This is a genomic window from Aliivibrio fischeri, assembly GCA_038993745.2.
In the GTDB taxonomy this organism is placed as follows: domain Bacteria; phylum Pseudomonadota; class Gammaproteobacteria; order Enterobacterales; family Vibrionaceae; genus Aliivibrio; species Aliivibrio fischeri_B.
Genome location: CP160629.1, coordinates 2861015 through 2879310, shown reverse-complemented (window position 1 = coordinate 2879310; position 18296 = coordinate 2861015). Strand labels below are relative to the sequence as shown.

The following is an 18296-nucleotide window of genomic DNA, read 5'->3' as shown; positions in this document are numbered from 1 at the left end:
AATTTGCTTGGCGACCATAGCGTTATGGACCCACCTGATCCCATGCCGAACTCAGAAGTGAAACGTAATAGCGCCGATGGTAGTGTGGGGTTTCCCCATGTGAGAGTAGGACATCGCCAGGCTTGAATTTGAATAAGAGCCCGTTCAGTTGAACGGGCTTTTATTTCGCTCCCAGACTGTCACTGTGAGCCAAGTCAACATAACGTTTTTAACGATTCAAAAATAATTGAAAAAGTTGAAAATATTATCTTGACTTTCAAATCAGACAGCGTATTATACGCAGCCTGAAACGACGAAGCGGAAACGCTAAGTGGTTGAAAGACAAGCTCTTTAACAATTTAACCAAATCAATCTGTGTGGGCACTTATGAATTGATAATCAACACATTATCAATGAACTGAGTGACTACACAAAATTACTTTTATGTAACAATCAGTATTAATCATTGAGTCGGTTTTGTTTCTGCTGAAACAAACCAAAAAAACTTTAATTGAAGAGTTTGATCATGGCTCAGATTGAACGCTGGCGGCAGGCCTAACACATGCAAGTCGAGCGGAAACGACTTAACTGAACCTTCGGGGAACGTTAAGGGCGTCGAGCGGCGGACGGTGAGTAATGCCTGGGAATATGCCTTAGTGTGGGGGATAACTATTGGAAACGATAGCTAATACCGCATAATGTCTTCGGACCAAAGAGGGGGACCTTCGGGCCTCTCGCGCTAAGATTAGCCCAGGTGAGATTAGCTAGTTGGTGAGGTAAGAGCTCACCAAGGCGACGATCTCTAGCTGGTCTGAGAGGATGATCAGCCACACTGGAACTGAGACACGGTCCAGACTCCTACGGGAGGCAGCAGTGGGGAATATTGCACAATGGGCGAAAGCCTGATGCAGCCATGCCGCGTGTATGAAGAAGGCCTTCGGGTTGTAAAGTACTTTCAGTAGGGAGGAAGGTTCATACGTTAATAGCGTATGGATTTGACGTTACCTACAGAAGAAGCACCGGCTAACTCCGTGCCAGCAGCCGCGGTAATACGGAGGGTGCGAGCGTTAATCGGAATTACTGGGCGTAAAGCGCATGCAGGTGGTTCATTAAGTCAGATGTGAAAGCCCGGGGCTCAACCTCGGAACCGCATTTGAAACTGGTGAACTAGAGTGCTGTAGAGGGGGGTAGAATTTCAGGTGTAGCGGTGAAATGCGTAGAGATCTGAAGGAATACCAGTGGCGAAGGCGGCCCCCTGGACAGACACTGACACTCAGATGCGAAAGCGTGGGGAGCAAACAGGATTAGATACCCTGGTAGTCCACGCCGTAAACGATGTCTACTTGGAGGTTGTTCCCTTGAGGAGTGGCTTTCGGAGCTAACGCGTTAAGTAGACCGCCTGGGGAGTACGGTCGCAAGATTAAAACTCAAATGAATTGACGGGGGCCCGCACAAGCGGTGGAGCATGTGGTTTAATTCGATGCAACGCGAAGAACCTTACCTACTCTTGACATCCAGAGAATTCGCTAGAGATAGCTTAGTGCCTTCGGGAGCTCTGAGACAGGTGCTGCATGGCTGTCGTCAGCTCGTGTTGTGAAATGTTGGGTTAAGTCCCGCAACGAGCGCAACCCTTATCCTTGTTTGCCAGCACGTAATGGTGGGAACTCCAGGGAGACTGCCGGTGATAAACCGGAGGAAGGTGGGGACGACGTCAAGTCATCATGGCCCTTACGAGTAGGGCTACACACGTGCTACAATGGCGCATACAGAGGGCTGCAAGCTAGCGATAGTGAGCGAATCCCAAAAAGTGCGTCGTAGTCCGGATTGGAGTCTGCAACTCGACTCCATGAAGTCGGAATCGCTAGTAATCGTAGATCAGAATGCTACGGTGAATACGTTCCCGGGCCTTGTACACACCGCCCGTCACACCATGGGAGTGGGCTGCAAAAGAAGTGGGTAGTTTAACCTTCGGGAGGACGCTCACCACTTTGTGGTTCATGACTGGGGTGAAGTCGTAACAAGGTAGCCCTAGGGGAACCTGGGGCTGGATCACCTCCTTAAACGATAGATTACGGTTTATGAGTGTTCACACAGATTGATTAGGTTAAAAACGTAAAGAAGCAATGAAGATGCCCAACATCTTCAAATATCCAGTGTCCCGTTCGTCTAGAGGCCTAGGACACCGCCCTTTCACGGCGGTAACAGGGGTTCGACTCCCCTACGGGATACCATTGGGTCGTTAGCTCAGTTGGTAGAGCAGTTGACTTTTAATCAATTGGTCGCAGGTTCGAATCCTGCACGACCCACCATTCTTTCTCACGAAGGAATTAAAACTTTCGTGGGCGATTAGCTCAGTTGGGAGAGCACCTCCCTTACAAGGAGGGGGTCACTGGTTCGAGCCCGGTATCGCCCACCATCTTTAAGTATTCTCCTTGAGAGTCTTTAAAAATGGTTTCGAAAGAAACATTGCTCTTTAACAATTTGGAAAGCTGACTGATTTAAATAACTTACGAGTTATTCAAATCAAAATTTAAAAGTTCTTAATATCCTTTGTTTTACTTTGTAAAACGAAGAACAACACATTCAAGTGTTCTTGTATTTTGAATCCGGCGAAAAACCAGAACTCGCAATGACGAGTTCAACCTTGGTTGTTTATGCCATACGAAACCTCTTGGGGTTGTATGGTTAAGTGACTAAGCGTACACGGTGGATGCCTTGGCAGTCAGAGGCGATGAAAGACGTATTAACTTGCGATAAGCCCAGATTAGGTAGTAAAAACCATTTGAGTCTGGGATTTCTGAATGGGGAAACCCACGTGCATAAGCACGTATCGCTACGTGAATACATAGCGTAGCGAGGCGAACCGGGAGAACTGAAACATCTAAGTACCCCGAGGAAGAGAAATCAACCGAGATCCCGAAAGTAGCGGCGAGCGAAATTGGGTTAGCCCTTAAGCTTTTAATGAGACAGGTGAAGGCTCTGGAAAGTGCCGCGATACAGGGTGATAGCCCGTAACCGACATCTCATCATCAGTGAAAACGAGTAAGGCGGGACACGTGATATCCTGTCTGAATATGGGGGACCATCCTCCAAGGCTAAATACTACTGACTGACCGATAGTGAACCAGTACCGTGAGGGAAAGGCGAAAAGAACCCCTGTGAGGGGAGTGAAATAGAACCTGAAACCGTGTACGTACAAGCAGTAGGAGCACCTTCGTGGTGTGACTGCGTACCTTTTGTATAATGGGTCAGCGACTTATATTCAGTGGCAAGGTTAACCGTTTAGGGGAGCCGTAGGGAAACCGAGTCTTAACTGGGCGTTCAGTCTCTGGATATAGACCCGAAACCAGGTGATCTAGCCATGGGCAGGTTGAAGATTGAGTAACATCAATTGGAGGACCGAACCGACTAATGTTGAAAAATTAGCGGATGACTTGTGGCTAGGGGTGAAAGGCCAATCAAACCTGGAGATAGCTGGTTCTCCCCGAAATCTATTTAGGTAGAGCCTCGGACGAATACTACTGGGGGTAGAGCACTGTTAAGGCTAGGGGGTCATCCCGACTTACCAACCCTTTGCAAACTCCGAATACCAGTAAGTACTATCCGGGAGACACACGGCGGGTGCTAACGTCCGTCGTGGAGAGGGAAACAACCCAGACCGCCAGCTAAGGTCCCAAAGTTATAGTTAAGTGGGAAACGATGTGGGAAGGCTCAGACAGCCAGGATGTTGGCTTAGAAGCAGCCATCATTTAAAGAAAGCGTAATAGCTCACTGGTCGAGTCGGCCTGCGCGGAAGATGTAACGGGGCTAAACTATACACCGAAGCTGCGGCAATACAGTTTACTGTATTGGGTAGGGGAGCGTTCTGTAAGCGGTTGAAGGTGCGTTGTAAAGCGTGCTGGACGTATCAGAAGTGCGAATGCTGACATGAGTAACGATAAAGCGGTGAAAAACCCGCTCGCCGGAAGACCAAGGGTTCCTGTCCAACGTTAATCGGGGCAGGGTAAGTCGACCCCTAAGGCGAGGCCGAAAGGCGTAGTCGATGGGAAACGGGTTAATATTCCCGTACTTCTTACAATTGCGATGGGGGGACGGAGAAGGCTAGGTGGGCTTGGCGACGGTCGTCCAAGTTCAAGTATGTAGGCTGTGATCTTAGGCAAATCCGGGATCACACTAGGCTGAGATACGATGTCGAGCTACTACGGTAGTGAAGCCATTGATGCCATGCTTCCAGGAAAAGCCTCTAAGCTTCAGATTGTAAGGAATCGTACCCCAAACCGACACAGGTGGTCGAGTAGAGAATACTAAGGCGCTTGAGAGAACTCGGGTGAAGGAACTAGGCAAAATGGTACCGTAACTTCGGGAGAAGGTACGCTCCTAGCGGTGATGAGACTTGCTCTCTAAGCTGCCGGAGTCGCAGATACCAGGTGGCTGCAACTGTTTATTAAAAACATAGCACTGTGCTAAATCGTAAGATGACGTATACGGTGTGACGCCTGCCCGGTGCTTGAAGGTTAATTGATGGGGTTAGACTTCGTCGAAGCTCTTGATCGAAGCCCAAGTAAACGGCGGCCGTAACTATAACGGTCCTAAGGTAGCGAAATTCCTTGTCGGGTAAGTTCCGACCTGCACGAATGGCGTAATGATGGCCACGCTGTCTCCACCCGAGACTCAGTGAAATTGAAATCGCTGTGAAGATGCAGTGTACCCGCGGCTAGACGGAAATTTGATGCCACGATCTTTTGCTTGAGTTGCATAATCAGCAAGTAACTGAGGTGTTCTATGAGCAGAAACCACTTTTGTCTCATAAGGCACATTAAAGCGTCAAGCATCTCAGCGGCTAGTTTCATTGTTGGCCAGTCTGATTTTGAACCCATGATAATACCGACTTTCATTGTGAACTCCTTAAATAAAATATTGGCAATATAGAAAAGTTATCCGCATTATACGGTTTTTTTTTATTAAGGAAACGTTTGCGTAAGGAAAAGCTAAACTTATTAATGAATGATGACAATTCAAAAAAGGAAAGCGGTTGTGTGATTTGAGTAGATCAATAGAATAGATACTATATATAGAAGAGAGTGGTATTAATGTGAAGAATCTAAATCAAGTCGTAGATGCCTTGAAGCAAGGGAATGTTATCGCTTATCCAACAGAAGGCGTTTTTGGTGTTGGTTGCGATCCTGATAACGAACAAGCGTTACTAAATTTATTGGATGTAAAAAAGAGACCAAAAGAAAAGGACTAATTTTGATTGCTGCATCTATAGAGCAATTATTACCTTATATCGATTTAGAACAATTAACAGAAGAGCAAGTAAATACCATTAAAGCATCATGGCCTGGTCCTGTGACTTGGATTGTTCCAGTGAAAACAAGCACATTACCTTTAGTTACTGGGCATTTGATAGTATTGCTGTCAGAGTAACAGCTCATCCTCAAGTGAAAGCTATTTGTAACGCATTCGGTAAACCAATTACTTCAACGAGTGCTAACCTTTCAGGATTGGAACCTTGTCGAAGTGTCACTGAAGTTGAAGCTCAACTAGGGGATACGGGGTAGTTATTTTTCAAGGTGAAGTAGGTAATCGGACTCAGCCTACAGAAATTCGTGATGCGAAAACAGGTAATACGCTGCGTCAGGGATAATGCATCAATGATTGGTTTAAGGTAAGGTTACTCACATCATTTTAGTTCTTTCATTGCAGGGAATATTTTTACATGGACAAGTATGCCGTTTTTGGTAATCCGATTAAACACAGCAAATCACCTTTTATTCATACCTTATTTGCTCGTCAAACAATGCAGGATTTAGAATATTCAGCAATTGAAGCACCAATAAACGGTTTTGTTGAGTCAGTAACAACGTTTTTTCTCAACAAGGAAAAGGCTGTAATGTAACGGTCCCTTTTAAAGAGGAAGCGTTTCAGTTTGCTATCAATTAACAGAAAGAGCAAAACTCGCAGGGGCGGTAAATACACTTAAAAAATTGGATGATGGCATTATTTTAGGTGATAACACCGATGGCGAAGGGTTAGTTCAAGACTTATTGCAGTACCAAGTACCTTTAGAAGATAAACATATTTTATTAATTGTGCTGGTGGCGCAGCTCGTGGCGTTATTCTTCCTTTGTTAAAACAAAATCCCGCTTCTATTACTCTTGTTAATCGAACTTATGAAAAAGCAAAACAACTTGCGGAAACTGTTTTCTCCTTATGGAAGGATAGAAGCAAAAAAGATGAGTGATATTAATAAAGGGTTTGATGTCATTATCAATTCAACATCAGCAAGTTTATCTGGGGAGCTTCCTCAAATAGATCCTGTCATATTCTCAGGTGGTGCGATTAGCTATGACATGATGTATGGCTCTGGTAAAACCATCTTTAATCAATGGGCATTAGAAAATGATGCTTACCAAGCTTATGATGGATTAGGAATGCTAGTCGGTCAGGCTGCAGAAAGCTTTACTGTATGGAGAGGGTTACGTCCAGGTAGTAAACAAATTTTGCGTGAATTACGAAAGAACTTAGAAGGTATGTAATGAATCAGTCGATTCTCTTTTCAGACGATTTAACCGTAGAGCTAGAAAAGAAGTGTGTGCGTTTTTCAGCACAACAAATGGGAAGCTTAATTAATTGTTCAGTTTCATTCTCATGGCTTGAAGAAAGAAAGTGGTGAATCTATTTGCCATCATGATAAAGCGAATGAGGTTTTTAACCAGTTACGCTTTGATATAGAAGAGAAAGCTGAAGCATTGATTGAAGATGAAGAATTCAATGCTTCAGGAGAGATTGAAATTAATTAATTTCTTCTTCTATATAGTCATTCTTAAAATTAACGTAATTTAATGCAGATTTTTTAAGTAATGCAATTTCCTCTATAGATAGAGGGCGAACTTGTTTTACAGGGCTACCTATATAAAGGTAGCCACTTTCAAGACGCTTGTTTGGTGGAACAAGAGAACCAGCACCAATCATTACATCAGCTTCAATATAAGCGTTGTCTAGAATAATGCTTCCCATTCCAACAAGAACTCGGTCTTCAATTACGCAACCATGCAGCATAACTTTGTGACCAATCGTGACATCATTGCCAATAACTAAAGGTGCACCTTTTGGGTTCTCAGGTTTTTATGGTAACATGCAAAACTGAACCATCTTGAATATTTGTTCTATCGCCAATAGAAATACTATTTACATCACCTCGAGCAACAACCAAAGGCCAAACACTAGAGTCTTGGCCAATAGTAATTTCTCCAATTAATACAGAAGAGGTATCTATATAAGTATTAGAGCCGATTGAAGGAAAGTTTGATTTATAGCGTCGTAATGAAGAAATCATAGAATAAACCTCAAAAATGATAATTTAGTGTTAATAATATGCATTATAAAAGATAATTTAGCACCGATTTGTATGGACTTTAACCATAAAAACAAAAAAACGATTTTTTTTGAAAAAAGGGCTTGCTAATGTGATCTAACTCTCTATAATGCGACCTCACTGACACGGAGAGCCCATCCCATAAGGGGTTAGCAACCAAGGTCAGAACGGCAATTAAAAATTTAGTTTCAAATAAGTGCTTGACACTGAAACTTAAATCGATAAAATGACCGTCCTCTTCACAGAAAAGCGGAAACGCTTTGAAAGTAGAAGAAAAGCTCTTTAAAAATTAGAAACCTATTAATCTGTGTGGGCACTTGTGAGTTGATAATCATTATTTGCGAAAGCAAATAACTAATCAATGAACTGAGTGACTACACAAAATTACTTTTATGTAACAATCAGTATTAATCATTGAGTCGGTTTTGTTTCTGCTGAAACAAACCAAAAAACTTTAATTGAAGAGTTTGATCATGGCTCAGATTGAACGCTGGCGGCAGGCCTAACACATGCAAGTCGAGCGGAAACGACTTAACTGAACCTTCGGGGAACGTTAAGGGCGTCGAGCGGCGGACGGGTGAGTAATGCCTGGGAATATGCCTTAGTGTGGGGGATAACTATTGGAAACGATAGCTAATACCGCATAATGTCTTCGGACCAAAGAGGGGGACCTTCGGGCCTCTCGCGCTAAGATTAGCCCAGGTGAGATTAGCTAGTTGGTGAGGTAAGAGCTCACCAAGGCGACGATCTCTAGCTGGTCTGAGAGGATGATCAGCCACACTGGAACTGAGACACGGTCCAGACTCCTACGGGAGGCAGCAGTGGGGAATATTGCACAATGGGCGAAAGCCTGATGCAGCCATGCCGCGTGTATGAAGAAGGCCTTCGGGTTGTAAAGTACTTTCAGTAGGGAGGAAGGTTCATACGTTAATAGCGTATGGATTTGACGTTACCTACAGAAGAAGCACCGGCTAACTCCGTGCCAGCAGCCGCGGTAATACGGAGGGTGCGAGCGTTAATCGGAATTACTGGGCGTAAAGCGCATGCAGGTGGTTCATTAAGTCAGATGTGAAAGCCCGGGGCTCAACCTCGGAACCGCATTTGAAACTGGTGAACTAGAGTGCTGTAGAGGGGGGTAGAATTTCAGGTGTAGCGGTGAAATGCGTAGAGATCTGAAGGAATACCAGTGGCGAAGGCGGCCCCTGGACAGACACTGACACTCAGATGCGAAAGCGTGGGGAGCAAACAGGATTAGATACCCTGGTAGTCCACGCCGTAAACGATGTCTACTTGGAGGTTGTGGCCTTGAGCCGTGGCTTTCGGAGCTAACGCGTTAAGTAGACCGCCTGGGGAGTACGGTCGCAAGATTAAAACTCAAATGAATTGACGGGGCCCGCACAAGCGGTGGAGCATGTGGTTTAATTCGATGCAACGCGAAGAACCTTACCTACTCTTGACATCCAGAGAATTCGCTAGAGATAGCTTAGTGCCTTCGGGAGCTCTGAGACAGGTGCTGCATGGCTGTCGTCAGCTCGTGTTGTGAAATGTTGGGTTAAGTCCCGCAACGAGCGCAACCCTTATCCTTGTTTGCCAGCACGTAATGGTGGGAACTCCAGGGAGACTGCCGGTGATAAACCGGAGGAAGGTGGGGACGACGTCAAGTCATCATGGCCCTTACGAGTAGGGCTACACACGTGCTACAATGGCGCATACAGAGGGCTGCAAGCTAGCGATAGTGAGCGAATCCCAAAAAGTGCGTCGTAGTCCGGATTGGAGTCTGCAACTCGACTCCATGAAGTCGGAATCGCTAGTAATCGTAGATCAGAATGCTACGGTGAATACGTTCCCGGGCCTTGTACACACCGCCCGTCACACCATGGGAGTGGGCTGCAAAAGAAGTGGGTAGTTTAACCTTCGGGAGGACGCTCACCACTTTGTGGTTCATGACTGGGGTGAAGTCGTAACAAGGTAGCCCTAGGGGAACCTGGGGCTGGATCACCTCCTTAAACGATAGATTACGGTTTATGAGTGTTCACACAGATTAATTAGGTTTTAAATTAAAGATAAAGAGTTTTAATTAATAATCTTTATTATTGATTAAAGCTTTTGCTTTAAGCTCTTTAACAATTTGGAAAGCTGACTGATTTAAATAACTTACGAGTTATTCAAATCAAAATTTAAAAGTTCTTAATATCCTTTGTTTTACTTTGTAAAACGAAGAACAACACATTCAAGTGTTCTTGTATTTTGAATCCGGCGAAAAACCAGAACTCGCAATGACGAGTTCAACCTTGGTTGTTTATGCCATACGAAACCTCTTGGGGTTGTATGGTTAAGTGACTAAGCGTACACGGTGGATGCCTTGGCAGTCAGAGGCGATGAAAGACGTATTAACTTGCGATAAGCCCAGATTAGGTAGTAAAAACCATTTGAGTCTGGGATTTCTGAATGGGGAAACCCACGTGCATAAGCACGTATCGCTACGTGAATACATAGCGTAGCGAGGCGAACCGGGAGAACTGAAACATCTAAGTACCCCGAGGAAGAGAAATCAACCGAGATCCCGAAAGTAGCGGCGAGCGAAATTGGGTTAGCCCTTAAGCTTTTAATGAGACAGGTGAAGGCTCTGGAAAGTGCCGCGATACAGGGTGATAGCCCCGTAACCGACATCTCATCATCAGTGAAAACGAGTAAGGCGGGACACGTGATATCCTGTCTGAATATGGGGGGACCATCCTCCAAGGCTAAATACTACTGACTGACCGATAGTGAACCAGTACCGTGAGGGAAAGGCGAAAAGAACCCCTGTGAGGGGAGTGAAATAGAACCTGAAACCGTGTACGTACAAGCAGTAGGAGCACCTTCGTGGTGTGACTGCGTACCTTTTGTATAATGGGTCAGCGACTTATATTCAGTGGCAAGGTTAACCGTTTAGGGGAGCCGTAGGGAAACCGAGTCTTAACTGGGCGTTCAGTCTCTGGATATAGACCCGAAACCAGGTGATCTAGCCATGGGCAGGTTGAAGATTGAGTAACATCAATTGGAGGACCGAACCGACTAATGTTGAAAAATTAGCGGATGACTTGTGGCTAGGGGTGAAAGGCCAATCAAACCTGGAGATAGCTGGTTCTCCCCGAAATCTATTTAGGTAGAGCCTCGGACGAATACTACTGGGGGTAGAGCACTGTTAAGGCTAGGGGGTCATCCCGACTTACCAACCCTTTGCAAACTCCGAATACCAGTAAGTACTATCCGGGAGACACACGGCGGGTGCTAACGTCCGTCGTGGAGAGGGAAACAACCCAGACCGCCAGCTAAGGTCCCAAAGTTATAGTTAAGTGGGAAACGATGTGGGAAGGCTCAGACAGCCAGGATGTTGGCTTAGAAGCAGCCATCATTTAAAGAAAGCGTAATAGCTCACTGGTCGAGTCGGCCTGCGCGGAAGATGTAACGGGGCTAAACTATACACCGAAGCTGCGGCAATACAGTTTACTGTATTGGGTAGGGGAGCGTTCTGTAAGCGGTTGAAGGTGCGTTGTAAAGCGTGCTGGACGTATCAGAAGTGCGAATGCTGACATGAGTAACGATAAAGCGGGTGAAAAACCCGCTCGCCGGAAGACCAAGGGTTCCTGTCCAACGTTAATCGGGGCAGGGTAAGTCGACCCCTAAGGCGAGGCCGAAAGGCGTAGTCGATGGGAAACGGGTTAATATTCCCGTACTTCTTACAATTGCGATGGGGGGACGGAGAAGGCTAGGTGGGCTTGGCGACGGTCGTCCAAGTTCAAGTATGTAGGCTGTGATCTTAGGCAAATCCGGGATACACTAGGCTGAGATACGATGTCGAGCTACTACGGTAGTGAAGCCATTGATGCCATGCTTCCAGGAAAAGCCTCTAAGCTTCAGATTGTAAGGAATCGTACCCCAAACCGACACAGGTGGTCGAGTAGAGAATACTAAGGCGCTTGAGAGAACTCGGGTGAAGGAACTAGGCAAAATGGTACCGTAACTTCGGGAGAAGGTACGCTCCTAGCGGTGATGAGACTTGCTCTCTAAGCTGCCGGGAGTCGCAGATACCAGGTGGCTGCAACTGTTTATTAAAAACATAGCACTGTGCTAAATCGTAAGATGACGTATACGGTGTGACGCCTGCCCGGTGCTTGAAGGTTAATTGATGGGGTTAGACTTCGGTCGAAGCTCTTGATCGAAGCCCAAGTAAACGGCGGCCGTAACTATAACGGTCCTAAGGTAGCGAAATTCCTTGTCGGGTAAGTTCCGACCTGCACGAATGGCGTAATGATGGCCACGCTGTCTCCACCCGAGACTCAGTGAAATTGAAATCGCTGTGAAGATGCAGTGTACCCGCGGCTAGACGGAAAGACCCCGTGAACCTTTACTACAGCTTGGCACTGAACATTGACCCTACATGTGTAGGATAGGTGGGAGCCTTTGAAGCACGTACGCCAGTATGTGTGGAGGCAATCTTGAAATACCACCCTTGTATGCTTGATGTTCTAACGTTGGTCCCTTATCGGGATTGCGGACAGTGCCTGGTGGGTAGTTTGACTGGGGCGGTCTCCTCCCAAAGAGTAACGGAGGAGCACGAAGGTGGGCTAATCACGGTTGGACATCGTGAGGTTAGTGCAATGGCATAAGCCCGCTTGACTGCGAGAATGACAATTCGAGCAGGTGCGAAAGCAGGTCATAGTGATCCGGTGGTTCTGAATGGAAGGGCCATCGCTCAACGGATAAAAGGTACTCCGGGGATAACAGGCTGATACCGCCCAAGAGTTCATATCGACGGCGGTGTTTGGCACCTCGATGTCGGCTCATCACATCCTGGGGCTGAAGTCGGTCCCAAGGGTATGGCTGTTCGCCATTTAAAGTGGTACGCGAGCTGGGTTTAGAACGTCGTGAGACAGTTCGGTCCCTATCTGCCGTGGGCGTTGGATGATTGAAGGGGGCTGCTCCTAGTACGAGAGGACCGGAGTGGACGAACCTCTGGTGTTCGGGTTGTCACGCCAGTGGCATTGCCCGGTAGCTAAGTTCGGAATCGATAAACGCTGAAAGCATCTAAGCGTGAAGCGAGCCCTGAGATGAGTCATCCCTGATACTTTAAGTATCCTAAAGGGTTGTTGGAGACTACGACGTAGATAGGTCAGGTGTGTAAGTGCTGCGAGGCATTGAGCTAACTGATACTAATTGCCCGTGAGGCTTAACCATACAACACCCAAGGGGTTTTGAACGGATTTAAAGTTGCAAGAAACGAATTGAATGTGCATTAAGAAGACAATAAGCTTTCCGAATTAAAGAATTTGCTTGGCGACCATAGCGTTATGGACCCACCTGATCCCATGCCGAACTCAGAAGTGAAACGTAATAGCGCCGATGGTAGTGTGGGGTTTCCCCATGTGAGAGTAGGACATCGCCAGGCTTGAATTTGAATAAGAGCCCGTTCAGTTGAACGGGCTTTTATTTCGCTCCCAGACTGTCACTGTGAGCCAAGTCAACATAACGTTTTTAACGATTCAAAAATAATTGAAAAAGTTGAAAATATTATCTTGACTTTCAAATCAGACAGCGTATTATACGCAGCCTGAAACGACGAAGCGGAAACGCTAAGTGGTTGAAAGACAAGCTCTTTAACAATTTAACCAAATCAATCTGTGTGGGCACTTATGAATTGATAATCAACACATTATCAATGAACTGAGTGACTACACAAAATTACTTTTATGTAACAATCAGTATTAATCATTGAGTCGGTTTTGTTTCTGCTGAAACAAACCAAAAAAACTTTAATTGAAGAGTTTGATCATGGCTCAGATTGAACGCTGGCGGCAGGCCTAACACATGCAAGTCGAGCGGAAACGACTTAACTGAACCTTCGGGGAACGTTAAGGGCGTCGAGCGGCGGACGGGTGAGTAATGCCTGGGAATATGCCTTAGTGTGGGGGATAACTATTGGAAACGATAGCTAATACCGCATAATGTCTTCGGACCAAAGAGGGGGACCTTCGGGCCTCTCGCGCTAAGATTAGCCCAGGTGAGATTAGCTAGTTGGTGAGGTAAGAGCTCACCAAGGCGACGATCTCTAGCTGGTCTGAGAGGATGATCAGCCACACTGGAACTGAGACACGGTCCAGACTCCTACGGGAGGCAGCAGTGGGGAATATTGCACAATGGGCGAAAGCCTGATGCAGCCATGCCGCGTGTATGAAGAAGGCCTTCGGGTTGTAAAGTACTTTCAGTAGGGAGGAAGGTTCATACGTTAATAGCGTATGGATTTGACGTTACCTACAGAAGAAGCACCGGCTAACTCCGTGCCAGCAGCCGCGGTAATACGGAGGGTGCGAGCGTTAATCGGAATTACTGGGCGTAAAGCGCATGCAGGTGGTTCATTAAGTCAGATGTGAAAGCCCGGGGCTCAACCTCGGAACCGCATTTGAAACTGGTGAACTAGAGTGCTGTAGAGGGGGTAGAATTTCAGGTGTAGCGGTGAAATGCGTAGAGATCTGAAGGAATACCAGTGGCGAAGGCGGCCCCCTGGACAGACACTGACACTCAGATGCGAAAGCGTGGGGAGCAAACAGGATTAGATACCCTGGTAGTCCACGCCGTAAACGATGTCTACTTGGAGGTTGTTCCCTTGAGGAGTGGCTTTCGGAGCTAACGCGTTAAGTAGACCGCCTGGGGAGTACGGTCGCAAGATTAAAACTCAAATGAATTGACGGGGGCCCGCACAAGCGGTGGAGCATGTGGTTTAATTCGATGCAACGCGAAGAACCTTACCTACTCTTGACATCCAGAGAATTCGCTAGAGATAGCTTAGTGCCTTCGGGAGCTCTGAGACAGGTGCTGCATGGCTGTCGTCAGCTCGTGTTGTGAAATGTTGGGTTAAGTCCCGCAACGAGCGCAACCCTTATCCTTGTTTGCCAGCACGTAATGGTGGGAACTCCAGGGAGACTGCCGGTGATAAACCGGAGGAAGGTGGGGACGACGTCAAGTCATCATGGCCCTTACGAGTAGGGCTACACACGTGCTACAATGGCGCATACAGAGGGCTGCAAGCTAGCGATAGTGAGCGAATCCCAAAAAGTGCGTCGTAGTCCGGATTGGAGTCTGCAACTCGACTCCATGAAGTCGGAATCGCTAGTAATCGTAGATCAGAATGCTACGGTGAATACGTTCCCGGGCCTTGTACACACCGCCCGTCACACCATGGGAGTGGGCTGCAAAAGAAGTGGGTAGTTTAACCTTCGGGAGGACGCTCACCACTTTGTGGTTCATGACTGGGGTGAAGTCGTAACAAGGTAGCCCTAGGGGAACCTGGGGCTGGATCACCTCCTTAAACGATAGATTACGGTTTATGAGTGTTCACACAGATTGATTAGGTTAAAAACGTAAAGAAGCAATGAAGATGACATCTTCAAATATCCAGTGTCCCGTTCGTCTAGAGCCTAGGACACCGCCCTTTCACGGCGGTAACAGGGGTTCGACTCCCCTACGGGATACCATTGGGTCGTTAGCTCAGTTGGTAGAGCAGTTGACTTAATCAATTGGTCGCAGGTTCGAATCCTGCACGACCCACCATTCTTTCTCACGAAGGAATTAAAACTTTCGTGGGCGATTAGCTCAGTTGGGAGAGCACCTCCCTTACAAGGAGGGGGTCACTGGTTCGAGCCCGGTATCGCCCACCATCTTTAAGTATTCTCCTTGAGAGTCTTTAAAAATGGTTTCGAAAGAAACATTGCTCTTTAACAATTTGGAAAGCTGACTGATTTAAATAACTTACGAGTTATTCAAATCAAAATTTAAAAGTTCTTAATATCCTTTGTTTTACTTTGTAAAACGAAGAACAACACATTCAAGTGTTCTTGTATTTTGAATCCGGCGAAAAACCAGAACTCGCAATGACGAGTTCAACCTTGGTTGTTTATGCCATACGAAACCTCTTGGGGTTGTATGGTTAAGTGACTAAGCGTACACGGTGGATGCCTTGGCAGTCAGAGGCGATGAAAGACGTATTAACTTGCGATAAGCCCAGATTAGGTAGTAAAAACCATTTGAGTCTGGGATTTCTGAATGGGGAAACCCACGTGCATAAGCACGTATCGCTACGTGAATACATAGCGTAGCGAGGCGAACCGGGAGAACTGAAACATCTAAGTACCCCGAGGAAGAGAAATCAACCGAGATCCCGAAAGTAGCGGCGAGCGAAATTGGGTTAGCCCTTAAGCTTTTAATGAGACAGGTGAAGGCTCTGGAAAGTGCCGCGATACAGGGTGATAGCCCCGTAACCGACATCTCATCATCAGTGAAAACGAGTAAGGCGGGACACGTGATATCCTGTCTGAATATGGGGGACCATCCTCCAAGGCTAAATACTACTGACTGACCGATAGTGAACCAGTACCGTGAGGGAAAGGCGAAAAGAACCCCTGTGAGGGGAGTGAAATAGAACCTGAAACCGTGTACGTACAAGCAGTAGGAGCACCTTCGTGGTGTGACTGCGTACCTTTTGTATAATGGGTCAGCGACTTATATTCAGTGGCAAGGTTAACCGTTTAGGGGAGCCGTAGGGAAACCGAGTCTTAACTGGGCGTTCAGTCTCTGGATATAGACCCGAAACCAGGTGATCTAGCCATGGGCAGGTTGAAGATTGAGTAACATCAATTGGAGGACCGAACCGACTAATGTTGAAAAATTAGCGGATGACTTGTGGCTAGGGGTGAAAGGCCAATCAAACCTGGAGATAGCTGGTTCTCCCCGAAATCTATTTAGGTAGAGCCTCGGACGAATACTACTGGGGGTAGAGCACTGTTAAGGCTAGGGGGTCATCCCGACTTACCAACCCTTTGCAAACTCCGAATACCAGTAAGTACTATCCGGGAGACACACGGCGGGTGCTAACGTCCGTCGTGGAGAGGGAAACAACCCAGACCGCCAGCTAAGGTCCCAAAGTTATAGTTAAGTGGGAAACGATGTGGGAAGGCTCAGACAGCCAGGATGTTGGCTTAGAAGCAGCCATCATTTAAAGAAAGCGTAATAGCTCACTGGTCGAGTCGGCCTGCGCGGAAGATGTAACGGGGCTAAACTATACACCGAAGCTGCGGCAATACAGTTTACTGTATTGGGTAGGGGAGCGTTCTGTAAGCGGTTGAAGGTGCGTTGTAAAGCGTGCTGGACGTATCAGAAGTGCGAATGCTGACATGAGTAACGATAAAGCGGGTGAAAAACCCGCTCGCCGGAAGACCAAGGGTTCCTGTCCAACGTTAATCGGGGCAGGGTAAGTCGACCCCTAAGGCGAGGCCGAAAGGCGTAGTCGATGGGAAACGGGTTAATATTCCCGTACTTCTTACAATTGCGATGGGGGGACGGAGAAGGCTAGGTGGGCTTGGCGACGGTCGTCCAAGTTCAAGTATGTAGGCTGTGATCTTAGGCAAATCCGGGATCACACTAGGCTGAGATACGATGTCGAGCTACTACGGTAGTGAAGCCATTGATGCCATGCTTCCAGGAAAAGCCTCTAAGCTTCAGATTGTAAGGAATCGTACCCCAAACCGACACAGGTGGTCGAGTAGAGAATACTAAGGCGCTTGAGAGAACTCGGGTGAAGGAACTAGGCAAAATGGTACCGTAACTTCGGGAGAAGGTACGCTCCTAGCGGTGATGAGACTTGCTCTCTAAGCTGCCGGGAGTCGCAGATACCAGGTGGCTGCAACTGTTTATTAAAAACATAGCACTGTGCTAAATCGTAAGATGACGTATACGGTGTGACGCCTGCCCGGTGCTTGAAGGTTAATTGATGGGGTTAGACTTCGGTCGAAGCTCTTGATCGAAGCCCAAGTAAACGGCGGCCGTAACTATAACGGTCCTAAGGTAGCGAAATTCCTTGTCGGGTAAGTTCCGACCTGCACGAATGGCGTAATGATGGCCACGCTGTCTCCACCCGAGACTCAGTGAAATTGAAATCGCTGTGAAGATGCAGTGTACCCGCGGCTAGACGGAAAGACCCCGTGAACCTTTACTACAGCTTGGCACTGAACATTGACCCTACATGTGTAGGATAGGTGGGAGCCTTTGAAGCACGTACGCCAGTATGTGTGGAGGCAATCTTGAAATACCACCCTTGTATGCTTGATGTTCTAACGTTGGCCCCTTATCGGGATTGCGGACAGTGCCTGGTGGGTAGTTTGACTGGGGCGGTCTCCTCCCAAAGAGTAACGGAGGAGCACGAAGGTGGGCTAATCACGGTTGGACATCGTGAGGTTAGTGCAATGGCATAAGCCCGCTTGACTGCGAGAATGACAATTCGAGCAGGTGCGAAAGCAGGTCATAGTGATCCGGTGGTTCTGAATGGAAGGGCCATCGCTCAACGGATAAAAGGTACTCCGGGGATAACAGGCTGATACCGCCCAAGAGTTCATATCGACGGCGGTGTTTGGCACCTCGATGTCGGCTCATCACATCCTGGGGCTGAAGTCGGTCCCAAGGGTATGGCTGTTCGCCATTTAAAGTGGTACGCGAGCTGGGTTTAGAACGTCGTGAGACAGTTCGGTCCCTATCTGCCGTGGGCGTTGGATGATTGAAGGGGGCTGCTCCTAGTACGAGAGGACCGGAGTGGACGAACCTCTGGTGTTCGGGTTGTCACGCCAGTGGCATTGCCCGGTAGCTAAGTTCGGAATCGATAAACGCTGAAAGCATCTAAGCGTGAAGCGAGCCCTGAGATGAGTCATCCCTGATACTTTAAGTATCCTAAAGGGTTGTTGGAGACTACGACGTAGATAGGTCAGGTGTGTAAGTGCTGCGAGGCATTGAGCTAACTGATACTAATTGCCCGTGAGGCTTAACCATACAACACCCAAGGGGTTTTGAACGGATTTGAAGTTGCAAGAAACGAATTTGAATGTGCATTAAGAATTAAGCTTTCCGAATTAAA

At 47.1% G+C, this 18296-nt stretch carries 5 tRNA genes, 8 rRNA genes and 4 pseudogenes; 16 read left to right on the top strand and 1 reads right to left on the bottom strand.

Going from position 1 to position 18296, the window contains the following annotated elements:
• The first annotated feature begins 6 nt into the window (after positions 1-6).
• The 9 genes and pseudogenes from rrf (AAFX60_013820) (at position 7) to AAFX60_013780 (ending at position 6782) form a co-directional block, all read left to right on the top strand.
• A 5S ribosomal RNA gene (gene rrf / locus AAFX60_013820) occupies positions 7-122 on the top strand.
• A gap of 365 nt (positions 123-487) precedes the next feature.
• Positions 488-2039, top strand: a 16S ribosomal RNA gene (locus AAFX60_013815).
• A 95-nt stretch (positions 2040-2134) separates the two neighbouring features.
• Positions 2135-2210, top strand: a tRNA-Glu gene (locus AAFX60_013810).
• A gap of 2 nt (positions 2211-2212) precedes the next feature.
• A tRNA-Lys gene (locus AAFX60_013805) sits at positions 2213-2288 on the top strand.
• Positions 2289-2319: 31 nt separating this feature from the next.
• Positions 2320-2395, top strand: a tRNA-Val gene (locus tag AAFX60_013800).
• Between the two features lie 267 nt (positions 2396-2662).
• Positions 2663-4742 (top strand): 23S ribosomal RNA (locus tag AAFX60_013795).
• The 16S, 23S and 5S rRNA genes sit together here with 3 tRNA genes alongside, the layout of an rRNA operon.
• A gap of 329 nt (positions 4743-5071) precedes the next feature.
• A pseudogene (locus tag AAFX60_013790) lies at positions 5072-5626 on the top strand (Sua5/YciO/YrdC/YwlC family protein).
• Between the two features lie 72 nt (positions 5627-5698).
• A pseudogene (gene aroE / locus AAFX60_013785) lies at positions 5699-6518 on the top strand (shikimate dehydrogenase).
• Positions 6518-6782: pseudogene (locus AAFX60_013780) on the top strand (DUF1488 domain-containing protein). The pseudogenes aroE and AAFX60_013780 overlap by 1 nt, the downstream one beginning before the upstream one ends.
• Here AAFX60_013780 and AAFX60_013775 read toward each other — a convergent pair.
• Positions 6775-7315, bottom strand: a pseudogene (locus AAFX60_013775) (gamma carbonic anhydrase family protein). The pseudogenes AAFX60_013780 and AAFX60_013775 sit on opposite strands and share 8 nt — an antisense overlap.
• A gap of 497 nt (positions 7316-7812) precedes the next feature.
• Between AAFX60_013775 and AAFX60_013770 the strand changes: the two are divergent.
• The 7 genes from AAFX60_013770 to AAFX60_013740 all read left to right on the top strand — a co-directional run bounded on the left by AAFX60_013770 (position 7813) and on the right by AAFX60_013740 (position 18211).
• Positions 7813-9363: ribosomal RNA gene (locus AAFX60_013770) — 16S ribosomal RNA — on the top strand.
• A 324-nt stretch (positions 9364-9687) separates the two neighbouring features.
• Positions 9688-12577, top strand: a 23S ribosomal RNA gene (locus tag AAFX60_013765).
• Between the two features lie 95 nt (positions 12578-12672).
• Positions 12673-12788: ribosomal RNA gene (gene rrf / locus AAFX60_013760) — 5S ribosomal RNA — on the top strand.
• A 365-nt stretch (positions 12789-13153) separates the two neighbouring features.
• Positions 13154-14705: ribosomal RNA gene (locus AAFX60_013755) — 16S ribosomal RNA — on the top strand.
• Between the two features lie 91 nt (positions 14706-14796).
• Positions 14797-14871: transfer RNA gene (locus AAFX60_013750), tRNA-Glu, on the top strand.
• 107 nt (positions 14872-14978) lie between these two features.
• Positions 14979-15054, top strand: a tRNA-Val gene (locus AAFX60_013745).
• Positions 15055-15321: 267 nt separating this feature from the next.
• A 23S ribosomal RNA gene (locus AAFX60_013740) occupies positions 15322-18211 on the top strand.
• Positions 18212-18296: the final 85 nt, after the last annotated feature.